Source organism: Desulfopila sp. IMCC35006 (assembly GCF_005116645.1).
In the GTDB taxonomy this organism is placed as follows: domain Bacteria; phylum Desulfobacterota; class Desulfobulbia; order Desulfobulbales; family Desulfocapsaceae; genus Desulforhopalus_A.
In genome coordinates this window covers 74,780-96,349 of record NZ_SWCM01000005.1, presented here as the reverse complement: position 1 = coordinate 96,349, position 21,570 = coordinate 74,780, and the positions used below count along the sequence as shown (strand labels likewise).

The window sequence follows — 21,570 nt, the reverse complement described above, 5'->3', positions numbered from 1 at the left end:
GAATTGTTAAGAAATAATGCGATGTCAGGGTCTTTAGTGACTTAGAAATAGTTGTATTATTTATCCCTTAAGGAGAATCTATGCACGTCACATTCTATGGGGCTACTCGAGAGGTTACCGGTTCTTTTCACACCCTGGTAACCGACCAGGATAATATTTTACTCGACTGCGGCCTCTTTCAGGGCAGGAGAAAGGAAACCGAGGCCAAGAACCGCGTTTTCCCTATTGATCCGAAAATTTTGACCAACATGGTGCTGTCCCATGCCCATATCGATCATTCCGGCCGCATACCCATGCTGGTCAAAGATGGATTCAGCGGACGAATATTCTGCACCCGGGCAACAGCGGATGCCAGTGCCTATCTGCTGAGGGATTCGGCGAAGATTCAGGAAGGTGACGCTGCGTATCTCAATTATAAAACAGCCAAAGTTTTTTTGGCCCAGATAAAAACCGGCGGAGGAAAAACAGAGATCTCCCAGGCCGACCAGCAGGAGATTAAGGCTCTCTTGAAATCGGGAGACCATGATCTGCGCACGGAAGTCGCCGAACAACTGCTGCGCGACCATCATCTGGAGGTTATTGTACCTTTGTATACCTTAGCGGAGGCAGAAGAGTCTTTAGAATATTTCCAAGGCATCTCGTTAGGCGAAACTGTTACCATCGGTCAGGATCTCACCTGTACATTGTATGATGCCGGTCATATCCTCGGCTCGGCGATGTCCGTCATCCAGTATAAGGCAGGTGGTCAGACGAAAACGGTGCTCTATTCCGGTGATCTGGGGCGCTTTGATAAGCCGATCATCAATGATCCGACCCTTGATTTTGCTGAAGAACACCGAAATATTGATCTTATGATCATGGAGAGCACCTACGGAAACAGGTTTCACGAGCCGGTAGTCGACATGAAGCCGCTGCTGAAAAAAGTTTTAATCGAAACCTTCGACCGGGGTGGTTCGGTGATTATTCCGGCCTTTGCCTACGGCCGTACCCAGGAATTGCTCTATTTTATTCATGAACTTTTCCTGGCCAAAGAAATTCCGCCGATGCCGGTCTGGGTAGACAGCCCGCTGGCAACAAATATCACCAACGTTTTTGGTGAACACCCGGAGACCTACGACGAGGAGACCCATGAGACTTTCCTGAGAAACGGCATCAACCCTTTTGATTTTGAACAGCTGCAGTTTGTCCAGACGGTTGAGGAGTCGATGGCGCTGAACCGCGATACCAGATCGCACATTGTCCTCGCAGGATCGGGTATGTGTGAGGGCGGGCGGGTACTGCACCATCTCCGGCATAAGATCCATGACGAACGAAATACCGTGCTGATCGTTGGCTATATGGGACAAAACACCTTCGGCAGAAATTTGCAGGAAAAAGGCGAAGAATATGCCGCCAATGGGCGGAAGGGGGACCCTCCGGTCGTCCGGTTTTATAACAAGGATTACCCGCTGCGGGCAAGAGTGGTGACTCTGGGTGGTTTCAGTGCCCACGGGGACCGGAAGGAAATGACCAGGGTGCTGAAAGAGTCGAACCTGTCAATCAAAAAAATTGCACTGGTCCATGGTGAAGAAGAGCAGTCTTTTGCGTTTGCGGAATATCTCCGCAGCGAGGGATTTACCGTTGAAGTCCCGCTGCATGGGCAGAGCCTGACGGTATAGCGATGCCAGTTGCAGCTCTTAAGGGTATGTCTTCGTTGCAAGAATTCAAGCTTTATCCGTTTGCGGCCGGATCGGTGACCGAAACCATATCCATTTCCGGATCAATAGCCAGGCAATCCGGGGCACTTCATGCAGCATTCGAGGTGCAAGGTGGTCTGGAATGGGTGAACTGGCTTGGAACATCCCGGAGTACCGGGCGTTGTCAGGAACTGTGGCGGCACACCTGTTTTGAATTATTTTTTGCAATTCCGGGTGACCCCGCCTACTGGGAAGTGAATCTGAGTCCAAATGGCTGCTGGAATATCTATCGCTTTACGGGTTACCGTACCGGCATGCGGGAGGAAGCAGAGGTCGATCCACCTGTTTGTCATGTTGCCGCCGATGGTGCTCTTTTCTCGCTTGGCTGCGCCATTGACTGCCAGGCTCTCGTCGACGATTCGGCCGACCTTGAGCTGGCGGTCAGCAGTGTCATACAGGATACCCGGGGAAGCATCAGCTATTGGGCCATTGATCACCTTGGACCGGAACCGGACTTTCATAATCGGGCAAGTTTTAGTATGGTGTTATCCGGAGTACATAAATGATACAGTAGGCTCGCTCCCATGCGCTGCATGGGAACGAGAACAGAACCCTGAACGGAGTCAATGATGAAAAAAATCGCCCTGCTTGCCTATAATGGGGAACTCACCTGTTTTGCCCATGTTATGCTCTATGCCCTTGATTTTGAAAAAAAAGGCTATGAGGTGAAGGTGGTGATTGAAGGCGCTGCCACCAGCCTTATTACCGAGCTGGCCAAAACCGGTGCCCCTTTTGCCAACCTCTACAGTCAACTTCGTGACAAAAACCTGCTTACCTGTATATGCAAGGCGTGTTCCCAGAAAATGGGGACTCTGGCTGAGGCGGAAAAGCAGGGCCTGGCAATTGTCGGCGATATGCAGGGACATCCATCCATTGAGGGCTTTGTCCGCGACGGGTATCAAGTAATCTCGTTCTGAACGGCTCTAAACGTATCCCACCATGCTGTTTCAACAAATTGAATTGCTGGCCCCGGCCAAAAATATTGCCTGCGGCATCAGCGCGATAAACCATGGCGCCGATGCGGTCTATATCGGAGGCCCACAGTTTAGCGCCAGGGCCGCTGCCGGCAACAGCCTGGCCGATATTGAAAAACTGGTGGCTCATGCGCATCAGTTTTGGGCAAAAGTATATGTTGCCCTCAATACCATCTTAACCGATCACGAAATCGATCTTGCCGTCAAGCTCTGTCATCAGCTCTACGCAATCGGCGTCGATGGACTCATCATCCAGGATGTCGGATTACTGGAGACGGAGCTGCCGCCAATCCCTCTGCACAGTTCCACCCAGATGAATAACCGGACGGTGGAGAAAGTCCGATTTCTGGAAAAGGTTGGCTTTGCCCAGGTGGTATTGGCCCGGGAGTTGAGCCTTACCCAGATCAAAGAGATTCGCGAGGCCACGAGTGTCCCGCTGGAGTTTTTCGTGCATGGCGCGCTCTGTGTTTCTTACAGTGGCCAATGTTATATAAGCGAGGTCATGGCCGGGCGCAGTGCCAACAGAGGAGAATGTGCCCAGTTTTGCCGCCATAAATTCACCCTGAAAGACGGACAGGGAAAAATTTTGGAGAGAGATCGTTACCTGCTGAGCCTCAAGGATTTAAATCTTTCGGCCCATCTGGGCGCGCTCATCGATGCCGGGATCAGCTCCTTTAAAATAGAAGGCCGCCTTAAAGATGAGAATTATGTGAAAAATGTGACCGCCTACTACCGTCAGGCGCTCGATACAATAATTGATGCAAATACCGACCTGCAACGTGCTTCGTCCGGCAGGTGCAGTTTTGGTTTTACCCCGGATCCGCAAAAATCATTCAATCGGGGATCGACGGAATATTTTCTGAATAAACGGCGCAATACGCCGGGCGCAATTGACAGCCCGAAATCAACAGGACAGATGCTGGGGCAGGTTGTGCACGCCGAAAAACAGTATTTTAGTGTGGCAACGGAGCAGCTCATCAGCAACGGCGACGGGCTCTGTTATTTTGATGGTGCACGAGGTCTGGTCGGGATAAGAGTGAACCGGGTTGAAAATGGTAAAATATATGCCAAAGATCCAGTGGGCTTTCCCGTTGGAACTATGGTATACCGCAACTCCGATACGGTCTTCAATAAACTGCTGACCAACAGCGGGCAGTGCCGAACAATTGCAGCACAGCTGAAGCTAAAAGAGACTGACGATGGGTTGCAGCTGCTGATAAGAGATGAAGACGGCATAGAATCGACAACCGATGTCAAGGCAGAAAAAGCGGTGGCCAAACAAGCTGGAATGATAGCAGCTGTGGCGGAAAAGCAACTGAGAAAAAGTGGTGGTTCCGTTTTCTCAATTGAACAGGTCTCCGTGGATCTTGATCCAGAACTTTTCTTTCCCGCCGCGGTTTTTAATGATCTACGGCGTAAAGGGTTGGACCATCATCTGGCGACAAGGATCCGGCAATACGTGGTTGAACGTATTGAAATCATCGCCAATGATTTCCCCTGGCCGGCAAAAGAGGTCAGTTATTTCGATAATATAGCTAATAAAAGAGCTGCGGCATTTTACCGGCGGCATGGCGTGCATAAAATTGACAGCACAACGCTCCGGGCAGCGGACATTGAAAACTGCGCCCTGATGACCACCAGGTATTGTGTCAGGGCCCAGTTGAAAACATGTCCCAAAATGACCAGCCATCGCGACGAGTCGGCTGGGCCGTTAACCATTATGGATAATACCGGTGCCTATCTACTTGAATTTGACTGTGCAAAATGCGAAATGACTGTACGAAAACACCCCTCGCGAGAGGGGAAATAACTGGTCCATGGAAATGACTTTTATCAAAAGGCTGAAAGAACAACCCCGCCTTCTGTGGACTCTTGCCCGGAGGAGAAATTTCTGGATAGTTCTCCTGGTAGACATCGTTCTTATCGTTGCTGCTTTTTTTCTTGCCTATCTGGTCCGGTTCGATTCGCAGATATCTTGGTGGATTCCGCAGATTGCAAGCGTCCTGCCCTTCATGATTCTCTGTAAGATCCCCATATTTTACATGTTCGGCCTTTATCGGGGAATGTGGCGTTATGCGAGCACTACCGATCTGCTCAATATAACCAAGGCTGTCGCGGTTTCGTCAGGCTTTATTATTATGTCGGTTCTCTATTTTAATCGATTTATCGGATTTTCCAGATCGGTTTTCGTCATGGACGGGGTGTTTACTTTTCTGCTGCTTTGTCTGCATCGCGGTACGATCCGGTTCTTTCTGCAGAATAAAGAACAGATGCCCTGGCTTGTTCATGATGTGGCAAGACAGGATAAGGTAAGGCTGCTGCTCATCGGGGCAGGTGCTGCTGCCGAAAAAGTTATTCGTGAAATCAGAGATAACAATAACGTACCGTACGAGGTCGTTGGCCTCGTTGATGACGATCGAAGCAAGCAGGGGTTGAAAATTCACGGCATCCCCGTGGTCGGTGGACTGGATAATCTTCAGCAGTGCATCGCCAGGACCAGGCCGGCCGAACTTTTAATCGCCGTTGCATCTGCGACCGCCGAACAGATGCAGAGGATCGTTGATCTCTGCCAGAAATCAGAGACGAAATTCAAGGTCCTGCCGAGCATGGGTGAAATCATCAGGGGGAAATTAAGTGTCACCTCCAGTCGGGAAATCGCCTACAAAGATCTGCTCGGCCGGCCCGTCGTCCATCTGGATCAAGAGGAAATCGGCCGCTATCTGACCGGTCGAACGGTACTCGTCACCGGGGCCGGAGGGTCCATCGGCTCTGAGCTCTGCCGGCAGATCATCCGGTTTGAGCCTAAAAAGATTATCCTGCTGGATGCAGGCGAAGAGAATCTTTATAAAATCCAGATGGAACTGCACCATGATCATCACTTTCATGACTATGTTCCAGTTCTCTGTAAAATTCAGAACCAACCATTGCTCAATGCAATTTTTACTGAATATGCACCTTCTGTGGTATTTCACGCCGCAGCGTATAAACATGTGCCTCTGGTTGAAGCAAACCCCTGGGAAGCAGTCTTCAACAATGTATTTGCCACAAAAGGTCTGATTGAAGCAACCATCGCCCATAAAGTCGAACGGTTTGTGCTCGTTTCAACCGACAAGGCGGTGCGGCCGACCAATGTCATGGGTGCGACCAAACGGGTCACCGAGCTGCTTATGCTCGCCTATTGTCACGAACAATCGGCACATTCCTCTGCAGGTAATAAAAATAATACGGCTTTTATGGCGGTGCGATTCGGCAACGTTCTCGGATCTTCCGGCTCGGTCATCCCTCTTTTTAAACAACAGATCGAAAAAGGTGGGCCGGTTACCGTCACCGATCCAGAGATGACCCGCTATTTTATGTCGATAGAAGAAGCAGCGCAGCTTATCCTTCAGGCTGGAGCCATGGGCGGAGGTGGTGAGATTTTCATCTTGAAGATGGGAGCGCGGGTGAAGATTGTGAACCTGGCCCGTGATCTGATTAAACTGTTGGGGTATGAGCCGGAAAAAGATATCAAAATAGAATATACCGGACTCCGTGCGGGTGAAAAATTATATGAAGAGTTGATTACGGAAGGTGAAGGCATTGTGCCGACAAAACATGAAAAAATCATGGTATTGCTTGGAAATGGAAAGTCAGAGCCGGAAATGGAGGAGCTGCTTCGCCAATTAGCAAAAAAGGCCACTCTCTATGATGCCCGCGGTATAAAAGAAATTTTGCAGGAGATCCTTCCGGAATATACGCCTGATCTGCAGGCGGTATCGATTGTTCAGGCATTTCATGCATCTTCTTAACGTTCCAATGCAATCCAGTCCGGTAGGACTGGGGGATGAGACCAGCGAGGTTTGGAGTGCGCATTAGGTATATTTTGTGGAACCTGATGGGGCTTGGTCTGCCTTTGTTCATGGCACTTATCGCCATACCCGGTCTGCTTACCCGTATTGGCTCGGAGCGATTTGGTCTTCTGGCATTGGCCTGGGGATTAATCGGCTATGCCGGCATGTTGGATTTGGGCATCGGTCGTGCGACGACACAGCGTGTCTCGTTATTGCGGAATAATGCAGGGGAAAACGAGATCCCCGATGTGGTTGCAACGGCAATCAGGATAACGACAATAACCGGCATGATTGGGATGCTGATAATTTTGCTAGCTGCCCTGAGCGGTGCATATCGCTTTATCCATGTTGAAACCGTACCGGCCGGTGAGATTGAAGTTTCAATGATTTTGCTCGCCTTAGCCTTACCGATGCAGGCTATCAGCGCGACCTATCGCGGTGTCAACGAAGCCTATCTTAATTTCAGGGGTATCAATATCCTGCGGACGGCGTTGGGGGTGGCCAATTTTGGCGCCCCGTACCTGGTGGCAATGTACACAACAGAAGTATACTGGCTGGTTGCGACACTGGTGCTTTCTCGTTTTTTGGCATTAGCCATCTTCAGGCATCTGGCGTACTGTTGCATTTTTAATAACAGTCCTCTTGCGCGCGGGAAATATATCAAGCGTCACGCGCAAAACTTACTGCGATTCGGCGGATGGTTTTCAATCACCAGTATTGTCGGTCCGATAATGGTCAAGGCGGACCGTTTTTTTGTCGGCGTTTATGTATCAGCGACAGCAGTTACGCTATATGTAATTCCATATGAGGTCACTACGCAGACCCTTATTCTGGCCGGGGCCCTTACTACGGTCATTTTTCCGGTTGTGACAAATCTGCTCAACAAAGAACCGGAACAGGCGATGGCCGTATTTCACCTCTGGCTGGCTCGCATCGTCGGGGTAATGTTTGTTGTATTGTCCCTGCTCGCCTACGCTATGCCAACCTTATTGCACTTGTGGGTCGGCGAGCGGATAACAGAAGAGTCTGTTCGGGTAGGGCAGCTCCTTTGTGTTGGCGTTTTTTTTAATACGATCGGGGCAATGTATTTTTCTTTATTACACGCCAGGGGGTGTGTGAAGCAGACGGCAATTTTACACTGCATTGAATTGCCCTTTTATATGGTGCTTCTCGTCTATCTTATTGCTGAATTTGGCATAATTGGCTGTGCCGTTGCATGGAGCATCCGCGCGACCATGGATACACTGGCCTTGATACTGATGAGCAAAAAACGAAATTGATAATTGTTGCGTAAATGAAACACTATCACGATAAAAAGGCGGACTATTTTTCCAGTACGCGGACCGATATTCTTGAGCTTATCCCGAATTTTTCGCAGAGGGTTCTGGAAATTGGCTGTGGTTCGGGGAAGACGCTGGCAATGCTGAAGAAAAAAAAGCTCTGTACCGAGACCGTTGGCATTGAATTGTTTCCAGAGGCGGCTGATGAGGCTCGCAACAACATTGATCTCGTCTATTGTATGGATGTTGAGAAACAGACACTGCCAGATACCATTGGTACATTCGATCTTATTCTCTTGCTGGATGTTTTAGAGCATCTGGTCGATCCGTGGTCTTTGCTCACACGACTGACGGAGAAACATCTCAGCGTCGGTGGCAGGGTAATAATCTCTTTGCCGAATGCGCGGCACTTTTCCCTGGTTGGACCTCTTTTGTTTGGTAAATTCGATTATACCGAACGCGGCATAATTGATAAAACACACCTTCGCTTCTTTACCAGAAGTTCTGCCGTGAAGCTGTTGCATAGTGCGGGATTAACGATTGAGGCAACAAAACGGACAAGTCTTGATATCTCTTTAAATTCTGGAAAATTTAATCTTATTACCCTTGGCCTCTTTTCCGAGTTTCTTGCCAGTCAGTATATTTTTCGCGCCATGTTGCGTGGCAAAAATTGACCGCGAAATGGTGCTCTTGTGCTAACTGTCATTGTCGTTAACTGGAACGCCGGGAATCAACTCCGCACCTGCATTGATTCCATTCTTCGGTATAGCACCGGACTCGTTCAACAGATCGTCGTGGTTGACAATGGCTCAGAGGATGGTTCTGATACCAGCATTGAAGATCTACCTAATGTCACCCTGATTCGTGCGGGTACGAATCTGGGTTTTGGCAGGGCTTGCAATTTTGGCGCCAGCCATGCTCAAGGAAGATATCTCCTGTTCCTGAATCCCGACGCGGCGCTCTATGATGATACCTTGGCAAGGGTGCTCGCCTATATGCAGGAGCCGGCCCATAGCCAGGTCGGTATTTGTGGCGTGCAGTTACTGGATGAAGCCGGCCTGGTATCGCGCAGTTGCTCGCGTTTTCCTACTGCCATGGGTTTTGTTGCGCATGCGATGGGACTGACTCGTTTTATTAAAGGGTTGGGGCATTTCATGACCGAATGGGATCATCAGCAAACACGGCGGGTTGATCATGTAATCGGGGCATTTTTTATGGTTCGACGTGAATTATTTGTAGCGCTGGATGGATTCGATGAGCGATTTTTCGTTTATCTGGAAGACCTGGATTTTTCGTATCGTGCCTACAATGCTGGCTGGCGTAGCGTTTTTCTGGCTGAAGCGCAGGCCTTCCATGTCGGTGGCGGTACCTCCAAACAGGTGAAAGCGCGGCGTTTGTTTTATTCGTTGCGCAGCCGCTTATTATATGCCTGCAAACACTTTTCCCGGTTTGGAGCGGTGTGCGTTTTCCTCACAACGCTGCTGGTTGAACCCGTGTCGCGCTCCTTGCTCGCTGTGCTACGGCGTTCCGTTACAAACCTGAAGGAGATCTGGGTAGCCTATACATGGTTGTGGTGTTGGCTGCCGAAGTGGCTGTTTGGAAGGGGATGAGATGGTTTATTTTGATGCCAGACAGCTACGACATTCTAATTCCATTCGAATCCTGGCCTTGACTAAATACGCACGTTTGGGGGCTTCCTCGCGTATGCGTACCTGGCAGTATCTGCCTTTTCTAGAGAAAGAGGGTTTTGAAATTACTGTGCAACCTCTGCTTTCCGATGAGCTTTTACGACTGCGTTATCAGCGCGGTTTCTATGGGATCGCAGCCCTGTCTCGAGCGTATGCAGATCGATGCAAAAATTTACTTCAATGCCGAAAATTTGATATAGTATGGATTGAAAAGGAAGCTTTACCGTGGTGGCCTCTGTGGACGGAACGAGCTTTGTTGCGAGGGGTACCCTATGTGTTGGACTATGACGATGCCATTTTTCATAACTACGACCGACATGCTTCGTCGTGGGTGAGACGTATTTATCGTCGACGACTAGATGGCTTGATGGCTGGATCAGCGTTGGTAATTGGTGGAAACAGGTATCTTGCCAAACGGGCAATGGATGCCGGTGCAACATGGGTGGAGGTGGTGCCCACGGTAATAGATCTAGCGCGCTATCCCGTGCCGGCGAAAACACAAACGGTTGACGGTGCTCCGGATACGCTGCCGCGCATCGTCTGGATAGGCTCTCCCTCTACTGTCCACTATCTGCATCTGATCGGAGAGGCTCTCCAGGCTGTGGCCGAACAAAACCCTTTTGTCTTGCGCATCATTGGTGGCTCAAAAATCGGACTACCTGGTGTCCCAGTAGAGGCTATGACCTGGTCTGAAGCCACGGAAACTGAGAATATACGAGGATGTGCTGTTGGTATCATGCCGTTACTTGATTCCCCGTGGGAGCGCGGGAAATGCGGCTATAAGTTGATTCAGTATATGGCCTGCGGTCTGCCGGTGGTGGCAAGCGGTGTAGGGGGTAATCCTGAAATCGTCAAGTCTGGAGAAAATGGTTTTATCGCAAACAATACCGATGACTGGGTGAATGCATTGCAGCGGCTGTTAGGTGATCGTTTATTGTGTGCCAGGATGGGAGCGTCAGGTCGGCGACGAGTGGAAGAAACGTATTGTTTGCAGCAAACCGGTCCCGTTGTTGCCGGGTTGCTTCGTACAGTAGTTGCGAGGCACCACTGATGTTTCCGAAAAAAACGAAGGCTCAGAAATCTTGAAAAAGAAACTTCTGTTTCTCATCAATGTAGACTGGTTCTTTTTGTCCCACCGGCTGCCAATCGCTCTAGAGGCACTGAGGCAGGGTTATGAAGTCCATATAGCAACAGGTATTACCAATAAATTGGATGTACTGCATGCTAACGGTTTGATCGTTCATCCGTTGTCGCTTAAAAGAAGCAGCACCGGCCTTGTAGGCGAGGTAAAAACCTTCTGGGAAATTTTGCAGGTTTTCCGTAAGGTTCAGCCTCATATTGTCCATCTGGTTACAATAAAACCGGTGCTTTTCGGTGGTATTGCCGCTCGTCTGGCGGGCGTTCCTGCGGTGGTGGCGGCAATTTCAGGCCTTGGGTATATATTTATGGCCAAGGGCTGGAAGGCGACAGTTGTTCGCTCTTTGGTGGCGGGTCTGTATCGTTTGGCACTCGGCCAGCGCAATTTGAAAGTGATTTGTCAAAATCCCGATGATCGCGAAGCCTTAATGCAGGCGGCAGGCCTGGCGTTGGAAAAGGTGGCAATGATTCCGGGTTCGGGAGTTGATTTGTCCGCATATACGCCCATGCAATTCCCGCAAGGTGTCCCCGTAGTGATTATGGCTGCTCGCCTGCTGCGTGATAAAGGGGTGTATGAGTTCGTTAGTGCGGCGCGATTACTGAAGCAGCGTGGAGTTAATGCAAGGTTCTGGCTGGTAGGTGAGCCGGATCCCGACAATCCTGCCAGTGTCAAGAAAGAAGACCTCCTGGCCTGGCGCAGTGAAGAGACAATCGAAGTCCTGGGGTATAGACTTGACGTTATAGGTCTATTCGCTCAAGCCTTTCTTGTGGTGTTGCCTTCGTATAGGGAGGGCTTGCCCAAGGTACTGATTGAGGCGGCAGCCTCGGGGCGCGCAGTAGTTACAACGGATGTGCCAGGTTGTCGTGATGCAGTTGTGCAGGATGAAACTGGAATACTGGTTCCGCCACGGGATGCCGTTGCCTTGGCAGATGCCATCCAGCATCTACTGGAAGATACGGAGTTGTGCAAAAGGATGGGACTGGCAGGCAGGAGGTTGGCAGAGAGAAAATTTGCAATCGAAAAGGTTATATCGGCTCATATGGAAATTTATCACAGCCTGACAGGAACTGGTTCATGAAGGTTCTGGTTACCGGGGCTACCGGCTTTATTGGCGGAACATTCCTGGCAAAAACCGCTTCTGACAGTCGTTTTTCCGTTCGTGCAGCCCTGCGTACTGATTTGCAATTTTCGACGCGAGGCATTGAACCTGTTCTTGTTGAAGGGCTTACAGCAACCGCCGACTGGCATGAGGCGTTGAACGGATGTCGTGCAGTGGTTCATGCCGCAGCGCTCACCGATAAAATGCAAGGCACATCTACTGCCCCCCTGGTTGAATTTCGTCATGTGAATGTACAGGGTACGCTGAATTTAGCCCGGCAAGCCGCCGAAGCAGGTGTCAAGCGGTTTGTCTTTGTCAGTTCGGTCAAGGTAAATGGGGAGAGCACAGTGCCCGGGCAGTCTTTTACCGCTGATGATCTACCTTCACCTGTTGACCCTTATGGTATTTCCAAGCACGAAGCAGAAAATGAGTTGCGGGAGTTGATGACCGAGACCGGAATGGAGGTGGTGATTATTCGTCCACCACTGGTCTACGGGCCAGGGGTTAAAGCCAATTTCTTCAAGCTCCTCCAGCTGACTCAAAACCATTTTCCTGTGCCGCTGGGAAGTGTCCATAATAGTCGCAGCATGGTCTATATAGGTAACCTCGTAAACGCCATTACCTCGTGTCTAGAGCACCCAAAAGCTGCAGGTGAAACCTTTTTGGTCAGTGACGGTGAGGATGTCTCTACACCAGAATTATTCCGGAAACTCGCCTCTGCCATGGGGCGCAAGGCAATCCTTTTGCCGATTTCTCTAAATCTACTCAAGGCAATATTCTCATTGACGGGTAAAAGAGCTGAAATCGAACGATTAACAGGTTCTCTTTGTGTCGATACCTCTAAGATACGGGAAGTTCTGGACTGGCAGCCACCCTATACTTTGGACCAGGGTATTCAAGAGACTGTCGACTGGTATCTGGCACGTGGTTGAGCCGATGATGTATATATTTATTGGGTTGTTCTTGGGAGGGGCAGGAGCCTGGTTTATGTCCAGATATGCATTCTCTTTAGGACTTGTAGATTTTCCCAACAGCAGAAGTTCCCACACCAGCCCAACTCCCCGTGGAGGTGGGGTAGGGCTGCTGCTCGCATTTTTTGTGGTTTCTGTTTTTCTTACACATGCCTCTGAGAGCCTCTGGCTGCCAGCCACTTTCCTCGCCCTGGTGAGTTTTTTTGATGATCGTTTGGATTTAAGCCCAAGGGCAAGACTTCTTTTTCAGCTTGGAGCTGCTGCTATTATGGTCCTCGGTGCCGGGGTTAACGAATTCTCTTATCTAGACCTGATCTTTATCCCTTTTTGGCTGCTTTTCATTGTCGGCACAGCCAACTTCTACAATTTCATGGATGGTATCAACGGAATTGCCGGTATTACCGGTGTGGTCGGTTTTGGTCTTGCTGCCGCGTTTATCAGAATAGTAGATGCTGACAGCACACTGTTTTTCTTATCGCTGGCAATGTCAGCCGCCTGTGCTGGTTTTCTCCCTTTCAATCTTCCCAAAGCCAGAGTTTTTATGGGGGATGTGGGAAGCATCCTGCTGGGATTTGTTTTTGCTGGAATCACTTTTACCCTGTCGAACGATCTGGGAAGTTTTCTTTGTTTTCTTGCCTTTATGTTTCCATTTTACGCCGATGCATTATCGACGCTCTTTGTACGCTGGAGAGATGGAGAAAAATTGACCCAAGCACACAGATGTCACCTCTATCAAGTCTTGGCCAATGACTGTGCCTTGCCCCACTGGCTTGTATCCTGTGGTTATGGTTTCGTTCAGTTGGTTGTTGGAATAACCATGCTATGGGCATGGAATAGGGGGCTTTGGAATCAGTTGGTGGTTTTGGCTCTTTGTAGTGTAATATTTATGGGTTTTACCTGTTGGGTTAGGAAAAAAGTATCTTAAATTATCGAGTGTTGAATGTTGAAGACTAGATCTCATCTGTACCAGCTCAGCGCGGTAAATCCTCCGCTGAGAGTTGAAATGGACGAGGCGAAAAACTAAAATCCCGTACCGCATCTGAATGATCGAAAACCAAATCGTTGTTCATTCTCTCCGCCATGGCAACGGACCAATGTTTATATCTTGGCAGCAAGCGCATACAACTCACCCCAAAGCTGAATACTGCCAAAGGTATCCGTAACATTCGTGGTGAACGATGTGAAGCGGCAAACACTCGGCTGACCATTTCATGATAGGGCAGGGTTTCTTCACCAGAAATATTGTATGAACGATTTACTGCCGCAGGGGATTTCAAAGCTGCGACACACGCTTTTGCCACATCCTCGACATGAATAGGCTGGCGTAAGCCGTTCGCTTTGCCCAGCAATGGGAAAAATCCAAACCGACGAATAAAACGAGCTATCTCAGCAATATTCTTGTCCCGACCATGCCCATATATCAAGGTAGGTCGAAGAATAATCCACTTAATCCCTTTGCTAGCCGCCCAGGTTTTAAGCCTTTGTTCACCCTCTGACAAACGAGCAGCAGTAGCTATATCTGTTTGATCCGAGGACGTTGTCTTGGTAAAACGACTAGTGGAAGAGAGGACTACAATACGACGCACCCCGTAGGATTCAAGTAGGATGAAATGGTCCGGTAAAACCCAAATTGGTGCGGCACACAGCCAATCTTCTATTATATCATTGTTCCTGTAATCTATAGCTGATAACTGGTGCCAGGCCAGCCCATCACTCCCTGGTTTCTGTGCCTTTCGCGAAAAAGCGTGAATCTGTTCACCACAATCATGCAATAGTGAAATCAATCTTTCACCAACCAGACTGGTTGCCCCAAACAAGCCAATTTTTTTGCTAAACACACTTTTCTCCGACAGCTCCAGCCATTCGACGAATGCCGTAATATCCTGCCACAGTCACAAAACGAAACCACACACCAAACACAACAAGTGGCCACAACACTCCAGGGTATTGATGTCGAAAAAATTTTCGGTAAAATCTTATCATGCCTTTGTGCTTATGCCACTCGACAAATATTGGACGGGCTCGACTGCAAGTGCCTTTATCATGAATAACATTAACAGTTGGGGCGAAGAGAATTTTCCAACCTTTTAGGCGAAAGCGCATACATAGGTCAAGATCTTCGCAATGCAAAAAATACCCTTCGTCCCAATCACCGACATCTTGCATCGCCTCACGTCTAATCAACATGCAGGCACCTGAAGTGGCTTCGACCTCAATAGGCTGATGTGGTAAAGGTTGCTTGTGCATGTGAAAATCATAGAACAAGCGAGGCCAACGATGAGAAAAACGGGCCAGTCCAAATGCCCGCACAAATGATCGCCAAGGGGTGGGTATTGCTCTGCGCCCGCCAGGTTGTTCGGATCCGTCTGAATTAGTCAGAACCCCTGTCACCATACCAACGCGATCATCCAAACTCATTGTAGACAGCAATTCAGCAAGGGCCCCTGGTTGGAAGGAACAATCTGGATTAAGGAACAGCAGAAATGATCCAGAAGCAACACGTAAACCAATATTACAAGCAGTAGAGAAACCTACGTTGGTTAGATTTTTAATTATCTGTACATTTGGTAATCCCCGCAACGTATCTAAACTGCCATCCGTCGATGCGTTATCAATTACAATAATTTTGATTTCTAGTGGACAATTAAGTAATGAATCAATGCATCGACGCAACAGCGCACCCGCGTTATAATTGACGATGATTGTTGAGACGATTGTACTCATATTTGTTTTTCTACCAGGTTTTTTAAAATATCTGCTTATTTCGTCAACCGAACAATAGTATCTTATCGGCGTTGTAATTTCCGATGACTAAATCGTTAACAAGGTAGGATACCGCTAGCGTTAAAACGTGCCTCCCAGGAATTCAAAGTGCGGAATTCTTGTATTTCATCAACTTCACATTCAAATGCAATCGCTTTTTCGACTAGCTTGGCCAGATCAGAATATTTGTTTGTAAGAAAAACTCCCGTTTGTCGACCCCTCAGAGCCATCTCTCCAAAACTCGTGGAGATGACTGGCAAACCCAAAGCCCGATATTCGTAGTATTTGATTGGGTCAACTGATGCTGTAAGATCGGTACGTTTAAAGGGAATTAATCCAACCGAAAATTCCTGCATATAGTTCATCGCCTTCGCATGGTCACAAGCTGGCAACAACTCAATGTTGCGTGGTAAAGGTTCAGGAGGTGAAGAATAGGTGGGACCAATCAGACGGATGCACATGGATGGATTCGCTTTTGCTAAATCAAACACCAAAGGCCAATCAAACCAATGGCCTATTGTGCCAACATAGCCAAGCACAAGCTTTCCCGAGTTTTTAGTAATCGCTTTGGGAGGCGGCAAGGTTTCAATCGCGCAGGCGTTAAGTGCCAAAGCAAGTTTTGAATGATAGGCGCCGAACCGCTCGGCGAGTATTGTAGACGATACTGATATCCGTGTAACCCGTTCAGATACCTCACGTTCTCTTCGGCTCATTGCTATCCGAGACAGTCCACGATAAAACGCCGAAAAGTCATCCATGGCATCATAAAGTGAAGGAACGAGCGGATGTCGTCTCAGTGTTTGCAGCGCGAGTTTGGATGGTTTTCCAATCGCGAACTTGCATCCCCCTTTCTCAACAAACGCTTTGATTGACTGGAAGATATTTTTCCAGAGCTGAGCATTAATCCAACCGGCGCCTGACAACGGTTCAATCGGCAATGAATTCGGGTGGAGAACAGTTAGCCACGCTGGAGTATTCACCTTAACTGCTAGCTTTGTCGTACTTCCTTCCACAACCTTTATACGCCTAAAATCTGCTAATTCCGGCAAGCGCGTAGGGTAGGGATCAACCCAGAGAACCTCTCCGCCACGACTGGCATGTAACCACCACTCCACAAATTTATGGGGGCGCTGTGCAAAACTTTCCCATGGGACAGGCGAGAAATAAACTAGCCGCATCAGGAAAAGTGATCCTGCAACACTTTCACGATTCGTTCGGCGCCTTTACCATCACCATATGGAGAAACACCTCGTGCCATTGCCTGATAGGCAGATTCATTATCCAAAAGCAACTGAGCCTCTTTGACTATGTGCTCGTAGTTAGACCCAACCAGTTTCACTACGCCCATTTTGACAGCCTCGGGCCGTTCAGTTTCATCACGTAAAACCAATACCGGTTTACCCAACGCTGGCGCCTCCTCCTGTACACCACCAGAATCGCTAATGATCAAATAGGCTTTTTTCATTGCCGCGATGAATGGCGCATAATCTAAAGGCTCGCACAAGATAATGTTGTCAAAAGCGCCCAATATCTCATGAGCCATATCCTTCACATTCGGATTTGGATGCACTGGATAGAGAATCTGGATATCGGCATTACATTCGGCCAGAGTTCTCAACGCATGGCAAATATTGCGGAATGGCTCACCAAAGTTCTCACGCCGATGCGCTGTTACCAGCACCAGCCGCTTGGTGTCATCCAGTGCAATACCAAGTTCAAGCTCTTTCGATGCCGTCATTAACAGCGCATCAATGACTGTGTTACCGGTGACAACGATATCGCTATCACTCATGCCTTCTCGCAGCAAATTTTGACGTGAACTTTCGGTGGGCGCGAAATGCCAGCGCGCCAGGCGCCCGGCAATCACACGGTTAGCCTCTTCCGGAAACGGATTTTGCATATCCCAAGTTCGCAGACCAGCTTCAACATGGCCAAAGGAAATGCGATGATAAAAACAGGCCAGTGCCACCGTCATCACCGTGGTCGTATCGCCTTGGGCAAGCACCACATCCGGTTTTTCTGCTAGTAATACATCGTCGAGCTCAAGCAATAATCTTGCTGTGAGCGAGGTCAAAGACTGATTGGGTCGCATGATATTCAGATCAATATCCGGATTGATGGCGAAGAACATTAAAACCTGATCCAGCATGTGGCGATGTTGGGCGGTTGCAAGAACACGAACATTTGCCCAAGATTGCTGTTTTAAAAGGAGAATGACTGGGGCCATTTTGATGGCCTCAGGACGTGTGCCCACAACAACTAAAATATTTTTTTTTGCATTCAACAATGTACCCACAGAGTAGAATTATTATTTCTTTGAAATAACGCTAAAATATCCGATAACTTCCCTACCGTCGACGTCAAATCCATGATCTCTCATTCTTTTTTCCATACACATATCTATGAATCGTTGAGCCTCTTTCCCTTGATATGTCACAGCAGTATGAAATTTGGGTCCATTATCTTGCTCGGTGTAGTTAGGCAACACAACAAAATCCGACTTGCTTAAACCTATCGGGAAATAATACAGAGTGCGATTCCCGTAGAGGGCTGAAAAAAACTGCTCAGTCGTTGATACAGTAGATCCCTGCGGAATGATTGTTCTCAAGTCATTCATATTAGACAAAAATACTTTTTCAGACACTTCGTTTTTAGATAAAAATCGAATAGAAGAAACTATTGCGTTATCATTGATTGCTTGGAGAGAAAGTCCTAAACCTGTGGGATATGGTACCAAATACAATGATAAGGTCAAAAGCATAGTCACCCCAATTAATGTAACTCTCTTCCAAGATTGCTGATTCATTAGCGTTGCAAATCCAGTTGCTGAAGCAAAGACAAGAAATGGGAAATAGTAACTGTGATAGTGGGATAGCCAGCCTGTTTTGCTTGCAGCACCAGGTGCCCATATAAGAATATTGGGTAGCATCATCAATAACGCAAGAAGCATGAGGCGGCCCGAAAAAAAACCAAAAAATCCAATAAGCAAATTGACAAGCAGAAATACATACACGAGCATCCGCTTTTCAGGATCTCCGTAAATATACCACGGGTCTAGGGCCTTATTTATTGCCTTTAAATATAAAGAAGAATTCGATTGAAGGGCATCGGATGTAAATGTAGACATTATACATATCGTGTAGACGAAAAGCAGCAATGATAAACAGTAAAGGCAAACTAGGAATTTTTTATTAATGGTTTTAAAAAACAAAAAACAAAATGCAGCGAAGAATATCGCGGTCATAAGTGCCGCACGTTCATGTATTGAGGCAGCTAAAAAAGTAACCACTGCAAGCAGTATAAATTTTTTGTAATCAAAATTTCGCTTTAGTAAGCCGAAAGTAATACATGCCAACAGAAATCCAACGGGAATAAACAAGCGATCAAAATAATACTGACCTTGCACACCTAAAGACCAGTTTGGCTGAACCATGACAAGGGCTACGAATAACAATGATGCAAGTGCACCCACTCCGCTTCGTATCAGATACCCGTAAACCAACCCAGCGAAAATGACATATATAAGAACATGTATCGCTGCAGCAAGGGGCTTCGAATCCAATACGTAAGCCAACGGTGCAAGGAGGTAAACAGCATAGTATGCATGATTCTGAAGTACATTTTTTGCTAGAGAATCATCTAGGGCATAGTTCTCTGTATGACAAACCTTTTCCGCATTCCATCTAAACATAGAGGCGGCATCTCTCACGGTTTTATTGCTCGCCGATAGCGGCAAACCGAGTGTTTTGGTGTTTTCAAGTGCCTCGATAAACATTACGGTGTCAACTTGCCGCAAATCGACTACTTGTACTTCTTTGGCAAAGAGCACTCCAAAAACGCAAACAAGGAGAAATATTCCAATCAAATTCTGGTGTGATATATTTTTTAAGCTGCCACACAATTTACCTGACAGTTTATCTGACATTATCACTCACCCAATCAATTACTTGCCGTTGAATTTCATGTTGATCAGACGCTCCTAGTCCAGGATATATAGGCAGCCTTATTAATCGCCAAGCCAAGTCTTCTGTAATTGCCATGGAACTGCCTGTTTTACTAAACCTCTGTCCGGCATCCGTTGCATGCAGGGGAATATAGTGAAATACGGCGTTAACCCCTTTAGCCTTCATAGCAGCCAATAGTTCGATCTGTTCGGCATGTGTGCGCGTAAGGAGATAAAAAAGATGTGCATTATGAACGCAAGCCTCAGGGATGACAGGCAGTCTGATGTGACCCTGATGTGCTGTGCCTTGGAGAGTCGATTCATATTTCTTCCAAATCAACATGCGCTTTTGATTGATTTCGTTGATATGCTGAAGCTGGGCGTAGAGGAACGCCGCCACGAGTTCGCTCGGCAAGTAGGACGAGCCCACATCCACCCAGGTATATTTATCCACTTCGCCTCGAAAAAAGCGCGAACGATTGGTTCCTTTTTCACGGATAACCTCCGCTCGCTCCACAAAGTGATGAGTGTTGATGACCAGCGCCCCACCTTCACCGGAGACTATATTTTTAGTCTCATGAAAGCTAAAAGCGGCAAAATCGCCCAACGTGCCAAGCTTACGCCCCTTGTAACTGCTGCCTAGTGCCTGTGCTGCATCCTCAATAACCAGCAGACCATGGTGCCTGGCAATCTCCATGATGAAATCCATCTCGCAAGCCACCCCCGCATAGTGGACCGGCACAATGGCTTTTGTGCGTGGAGTGATGGCTGCCTCGATCAGCCGTTCGTCTATGTTCAGGGTGTCTGGCCTGATATCGATAAAAACCGGTACACCTCCTCTGAGCACAAAGGCGTTCGCCGTGGACACAAAAGTGTAGGATGGCATAATGACTTCGTCACCAGGTTGAATGTCTGCCAGGATGGCGGCTATTTCCAGCGCAGCTGTACAGGAGTGAGTGAGCAGCACTTTGCCGTGACCCAAATAGGCTTCAAGCAGTTCCGAGCATTTCCTGGTGTATAAGCCGTCACCGGCAAGTCGTCCGTATTTCACAGCGTCTTGGATGTATTCAAGCTCGGTGCCGACCAGGTAGGGGAAATTAAATCGAATTGTCATAAGGACTCAGAACCAATTATAGATTAAAAATGACAACGCCGCCGACAATCAGCAACATCGCAAGCATCTTTCGTCGACTAATCGTTTCACCGAGTACCACCTTTGCCAGAATCAGAACGAGAGCATAAGTCAGCCCGGTGGCCATGTAAACTGTGCTCAAGCTCCAGTGTTGCAAAGCAATGTAGCTCATTGCTGGTGCTAAACAAAACAGTCCAATCGTAGCCAAGAGATATCTTTTTTTTCGACGGAGAAAAAAAAGTCTATACAGCACCTGAGCGCCTGCGGTAGTAACGATCGCCAACACCAATGGGAGCAACATTATATCCCAGCTCCACCGTATAGCATTGATTTTTTCACCACAGCTGGTACGCCTGCCACCAACGAATGGGGTGGAATGTTTTTGGTCACAACACTTCCAGCTGCAACGACACTGCCTTCGCCGATGCAAACCCCTGAAAGAATAATGGCACCAGCTCCTACCCAGACGTTGTCGCCGATCTCCACTCCAGCACCTTGATGAAGAAATTCTCCAGATTCAATTTCATGTCCTGAGGCATGAATCTGAACGTTGGGAGCCAGTCTTACTCCAGAGCCAATTCGAACCATCGAATTATTAAAGAAATCGCTATAAATCTCAACGCCACGATTGAGCACTACAGAGTTACCGATAACAACGAGCCAAGGAAATTTTATATAAATATTGTGATCAAAAAAGACCCGTTTTCCGCAGCGACGAAGGAGCAGCCTGAAAAAAGCAGTACGCAATATTCCAGGCATCCAGTTGGTAACCATATGAAATAAAAATATTCCATAGACATACAAGCTATTGACAACACTTTTCGCGTAATGATTGCGGTACAGCCATTGCCTAAAATTAAATACCATCAACCGATTCCTCTATGGAAAGCAAAGCTACACCAAGCATGATGATGCTAGAGGCGATCATTTTTTGTATGGTCACCGGCTCTCCGTACAAGAAATGTCCAACTAGCAAAATAAGGGGAAAGAAGGTACTGCCGAGCGGGTAAGTCAAG

Annotated in this window: 20 protein-coding genes; 12 read left to right on the top strand and 8 right to left on the bottom strand. The window is 48.0% G+C overall.

Annotation, left to right across the window (positions count from 1 at the left end; translation table 11 throughout):
• Positions 1 to 80 precede the first annotated feature (80 nt).
• From FCL47_RS10390 to FCL47_RS10335, 12 genes are read left to right on the top strand one after another with little or no spacing between them, the layout of a single operon-like run.
• On the top strand, positions 81 to 1,658 hold the full coding sequence (locus FCL47_RS10390; RefSeq protein ID WP_136813435.1) for an MBL fold metallo-hydrolase RNA specificity domain-containing protein: 1,578 nt from the start codon (positions 81 to 83) through the stop codon (positions 1,656 to 1,658).
• Between the two features lie 26 nt (positions 1,659 to 1,684).
• Positions 1,685 to 2,242 (top strand): DOMON-like domain-containing protein, encoded by a 558-nt coding sequence (locus tag FCL47_RS10385; protein ID WP_136813434.1) that lies wholly within the window; start codon positions 1,685 to 1,687, stop codon positions 2,240 to 2,242.
• A 60-nt stretch (positions 2,243 to 2,302) separates the two neighbouring features.
• Positions 2,303 to 2,653, top strand: coding sequence for a DsrE family protein (locus FCL47_RS10380; RefSeq protein ID WP_136813433.1), 351 nt, complete (start codon positions 2,303 to 2,305; stop codon positions 2,651 to 2,653).
• A gap of 22 nt (positions 2,654 to 2,675) precedes the next feature.
• Positions 2,676 to 4,520: a U32 family peptidase gene (locus FCL47_RS10375; RefSeq protein WP_136813432.1), complete on the top strand. Its 1,845-nt coding sequence runs from the start codon at positions 2,676 to 2,678 to the stop codon at positions 4,518 to 4,520.
• Between the two features lie 7 nt (positions 4,521 to 4,527).
• Entirely contained in the window at positions 4,528 to 6,498 is a 1,971-nt protein-coding gene (locus tag FCL47_RS10370) for a nucleoside-diphosphate sugar epimerase/dehydratase (RefSeq protein WP_240744204.1), read from the top strand.
• A gap of 56 nt (positions 6,499 to 6,554) precedes the next feature.
• Positions 6,555 to 7,820: an oligosaccharide flippase family protein gene (locus FCL47_RS10365; protein ID WP_136813431.1), complete on the top strand. Its 1,266-nt coding sequence runs from the start codon at positions 6,555 to 6,557 to the stop codon at positions 7,818 to 7,820.
• A gap of 14 nt (positions 7,821 to 7,834) precedes the next feature.
• The gene (locus FCL47_RS10360; protein WP_136813430.1) at positions 7,835 to 8,494 is read left to right on the top strand and encodes a bifunctional 2-polyprenyl-6-hydroxyphenol methylase/3-demethylubiquinol 3-O-methyltransferase UbiG; all 660 of its coding nucleotides are present in this window, start codon (positions 7,835 to 7,837) and stop codon (positions 8,492 to 8,494) included.
• Between the two features lie 18 nt (positions 8,495 to 8,512).
• Entirely contained in the window at positions 8,513 to 9,430 is a 918-nt protein-coding gene (locus FCL47_RS10355; RefSeq protein ID WP_136813429.1) for a glycosyltransferase family 2 protein, read from the top strand.
• 1 nt (position 9,431) lies between these two features.
• The gene (locus FCL47_RS10350) at positions 9,432 to 10,559 is read left to right on the top strand and encodes a glycosyltransferase family 4 protein (protein ID WP_136813428.1); all 1,128 of its coding nucleotides are present in this window, start codon (positions 9,432 to 9,434) and stop codon (positions 10,557 to 10,559) included.
• A 31-nt stretch (positions 10,560 to 10,590) separates the two neighbouring features.
• Positions 10,591 to 11,724, top strand: coding sequence for a glycosyltransferase family 4 protein (locus tag FCL47_RS10345; protein ID WP_136813427.1), 1,134 nt, complete (start codon positions 10,591 to 10,593; stop codon positions 11,722 to 11,724).
• Positions 11,721 to 12,677: an SDR family oxidoreductase gene (locus tag FCL47_RS10340; RefSeq protein WP_136813426.1), complete on the top strand. Its 957-nt coding sequence runs from the start codon at positions 11,721 to 11,723 to the stop codon at positions 12,675 to 12,677. The genes FCL47_RS10345 and FCL47_RS10340 overlap by 4 nt, the downstream gene beginning before the upstream one ends.
• Before the next feature lie 55 nt (positions 12,678 to 12,732).
• The gene (locus tag FCL47_RS10335) at positions 12,733 to 13,641 is read left to right on the top strand and encodes a glycosyltransferase family 4 protein (protein ID WP_167496454.1); all 909 of its coding nucleotides are present in this window, start codon (positions 12,733 to 12,735) and stop codon (positions 13,639 to 13,641) included.
• Between the two features lie 46 nt (positions 13,642 to 13,687).
• On the opposite strand, the gene FCL47_RS10330 is transcribed toward FCL47_RS10335, so the two are convergent.
• The 8 genes from FCL47_RS10330 to FCL47_RS10295 form a co-directional block, all read right to left on the bottom strand.
• Positions 13,688 to 14,554 (bottom strand): NAD(P)-dependent oxidoreductase, encoded by an 867-nt coding sequence (locus FCL47_RS10330; RefSeq protein ID WP_136813424.1) that lies wholly within the window; start codon positions 14,552 to 14,554, stop codon positions 13,688 to 13,690.
• Positions 14,547 to 15,440 (bottom strand): glycosyltransferase family 2 protein, encoded by an 894-nt coding sequence (locus tag FCL47_RS10325; protein ID WP_136813423.1) that lies wholly within the window; start codon positions 15,438 to 15,440, stop codon positions 14,547 to 14,549. Before FCL47_RS10325 ends, FCL47_RS10330 begins: the two co-directional genes overlap by 8 nt.
• A 95-nt stretch (positions 15,441 to 15,535) precedes the next feature.
• On the bottom strand, positions 15,536 to 16,657 hold the full coding sequence (locus tag FCL47_RS10320; RefSeq protein WP_136813422.1) for a glycosyltransferase family 1 protein: 1,122 nt from the start codon (positions 16,655 to 16,657) through the stop codon (positions 15,536 to 15,538).
• A complete protein-coding gene (gene wecB, locus FCL47_RS10315; protein WP_136813421.1) occupies positions 16,657 to 17,763 on the bottom strand; it encodes a non-hydrolyzing UDP-N-acetylglucosamine 2-epimerase in 1,107 nt (368 codons plus the stop codon). The genes FCL47_RS10320 and wecB overlap by 1 nt, the downstream gene beginning before the upstream one ends.
• A 24-nt stretch (positions 17,764 to 17,787) precedes the next feature.
• Positions 17,788 to 19,404, bottom strand: coding sequence for a hypothetical protein (locus tag FCL47_RS10310; protein ID WP_136813420.1), 1,617 nt, complete (start codon positions 19,402 to 19,404; stop codon positions 17,788 to 17,790).
• A complete protein-coding gene (rffA, locus tag FCL47_RS10305) occupies positions 19,394 to 20,536 on the bottom strand; it encodes a dTDP-4-amino-4,6-dideoxygalactose transaminase (protein ID WP_136813419.1) in 1,143 nt (380 codons plus the stop codon). The genes FCL47_RS10310 and rffA overlap by 11 nt, the downstream gene beginning before the upstream one ends.
• A gap of 16 nt (positions 20,537 to 20,552) precedes the next feature.
• The gene (locus FCL47_RS10300) at positions 20,553 to 20,855 is read right to left on the bottom strand and encodes an EamA family transporter (protein WP_136813418.1); all 303 of its coding nucleotides are present in this window, start codon (positions 20,853 to 20,855) and stop codon (positions 20,553 to 20,555) included.
• Positions 20,855 to 21,421 carry a DapH/DapD/GlmU-related protein gene (locus FCL47_RS10295; RefSeq protein ID WP_167496453.1) on the bottom strand — a complete coding sequence of 189 codons (567 nt, stop codon included), beginning with the start codon at positions 21,419 to 21,421 and terminating at the stop codon, positions 20,855 to 20,857. Before FCL47_RS10295 ends, FCL47_RS10300 begins: the two co-directional genes overlap by 1 nt.
• Between the last annotated feature and the right edge of the window lie 149 nt (positions 21,422 to 21,570).

What these genes read in the sequence shown, in the direction of transcription:
- FCL47_RS10390 (WP_136813435.1), top strand. Translation starts at nt 81, where the DNA reads ATGCACGTCACATTCTATGGGGCTACTCGAGAGGTTACCGGTTCTTTT.
- FCL47_RS10385 (WP_136813434.1), top strand. Translation starts at nt 1,685, where the DNA reads ATGTCTTCGTTGCAAGAATTCAAGCTTTATCCGTTTGCGGCCGGATCG.
- FCL47_RS10380 (WP_136813433.1), top strand. Translation starts at nt 2,303, where the DNA reads ATGATGAAAAAAATCGCCCTGCTTGCCTATAATGGGGAACTCACCTGT.
- FCL47_RS10375 (WP_136813432.1), top strand. Translation starts at nt 2,676, where the DNA reads ATGCTGTTTCAACAAATTGAATTGCTGGCCCCGGCCAAAAATATTGCC.
- FCL47_RS10370 (WP_240744204.1), top strand. Translation starts at nt 4,528, where the DNA reads ATGGAAATGACTTTTATCAAAAGGCTGAAAGAACAACCCCGCCTTCTG.
- FCL47_RS10360 (WP_136813430.1), top strand. Translation starts at nt 7,835, where the DNA reads ATGAAACACTATCACGATAAAAAGGCGGACTATTTTTCCAGTACGCGG.
- FCL47_RS10350 (WP_136813428.1), top strand. Translation starts at nt 9,432, where the DNA reads ATGGTTTATTTTGATGCCAGACAGCTACGACATTCTAATTCCATTCGA.
- FCL47_RS10340 (WP_136813426.1), top strand. Translation starts at nt 11,721, where the DNA reads ATGAAGGTTCTGGTTACCGGGGCTACCGGCTTTATTGGCGGAACATTC.
- FCL47_RS10335 (WP_167496454.1), top strand. Translation starts at nt 12,733, where the DNA reads ATGTCCAGATATGCATTCTCTTTAGGACTTGTAGATTTTCCCAACAGC.
- FCL47_RS10325 (WP_136813423.1), bottom strand. Translation starts at nt 15,440, where the DNA reads ATGAGTACAATCGTCTCAACAATCATCGTCAATTATAACGCGGGTGCG.
- FCL47_RS10320 (WP_136813422.1), bottom strand. Translation starts at nt 16,657, where the DNA reads ATGCGGCTAGTTTATTTCTCGCCTGTCCCATGGGAAAGTTTTGCACAG.
- FCL47_RS10310 (WP_136813420.1), bottom strand. Translation starts at nt 19,404, where the DNA reads ATGTCAGATAAACTGTCAGGTAAATTGTGTGGCAGCTTAAAAAATATA.
- rffA (WP_136813419.1), bottom strand. Translation starts at nt 20,536, where the DNA reads ATGACAATTCGATTTAATTTCCCCTACCTGGTCGGCACCGAGCTTGAA.
- FCL47_RS10300 (WP_136813418.1), bottom strand. Translation starts at nt 20,855, where the DNA reads ATGTTGCTCCCATTGGTGTTGGCGATCGTTACTACCGCAGGCGCTCAG.
- FCL47_RS10295 (WP_167496453.1), bottom strand. Translation starts at nt 21,421, where the DNA reads ATGGTATTTAATTTTAGGCAATGGCTGTACCGCAATCATTACGCGAAA.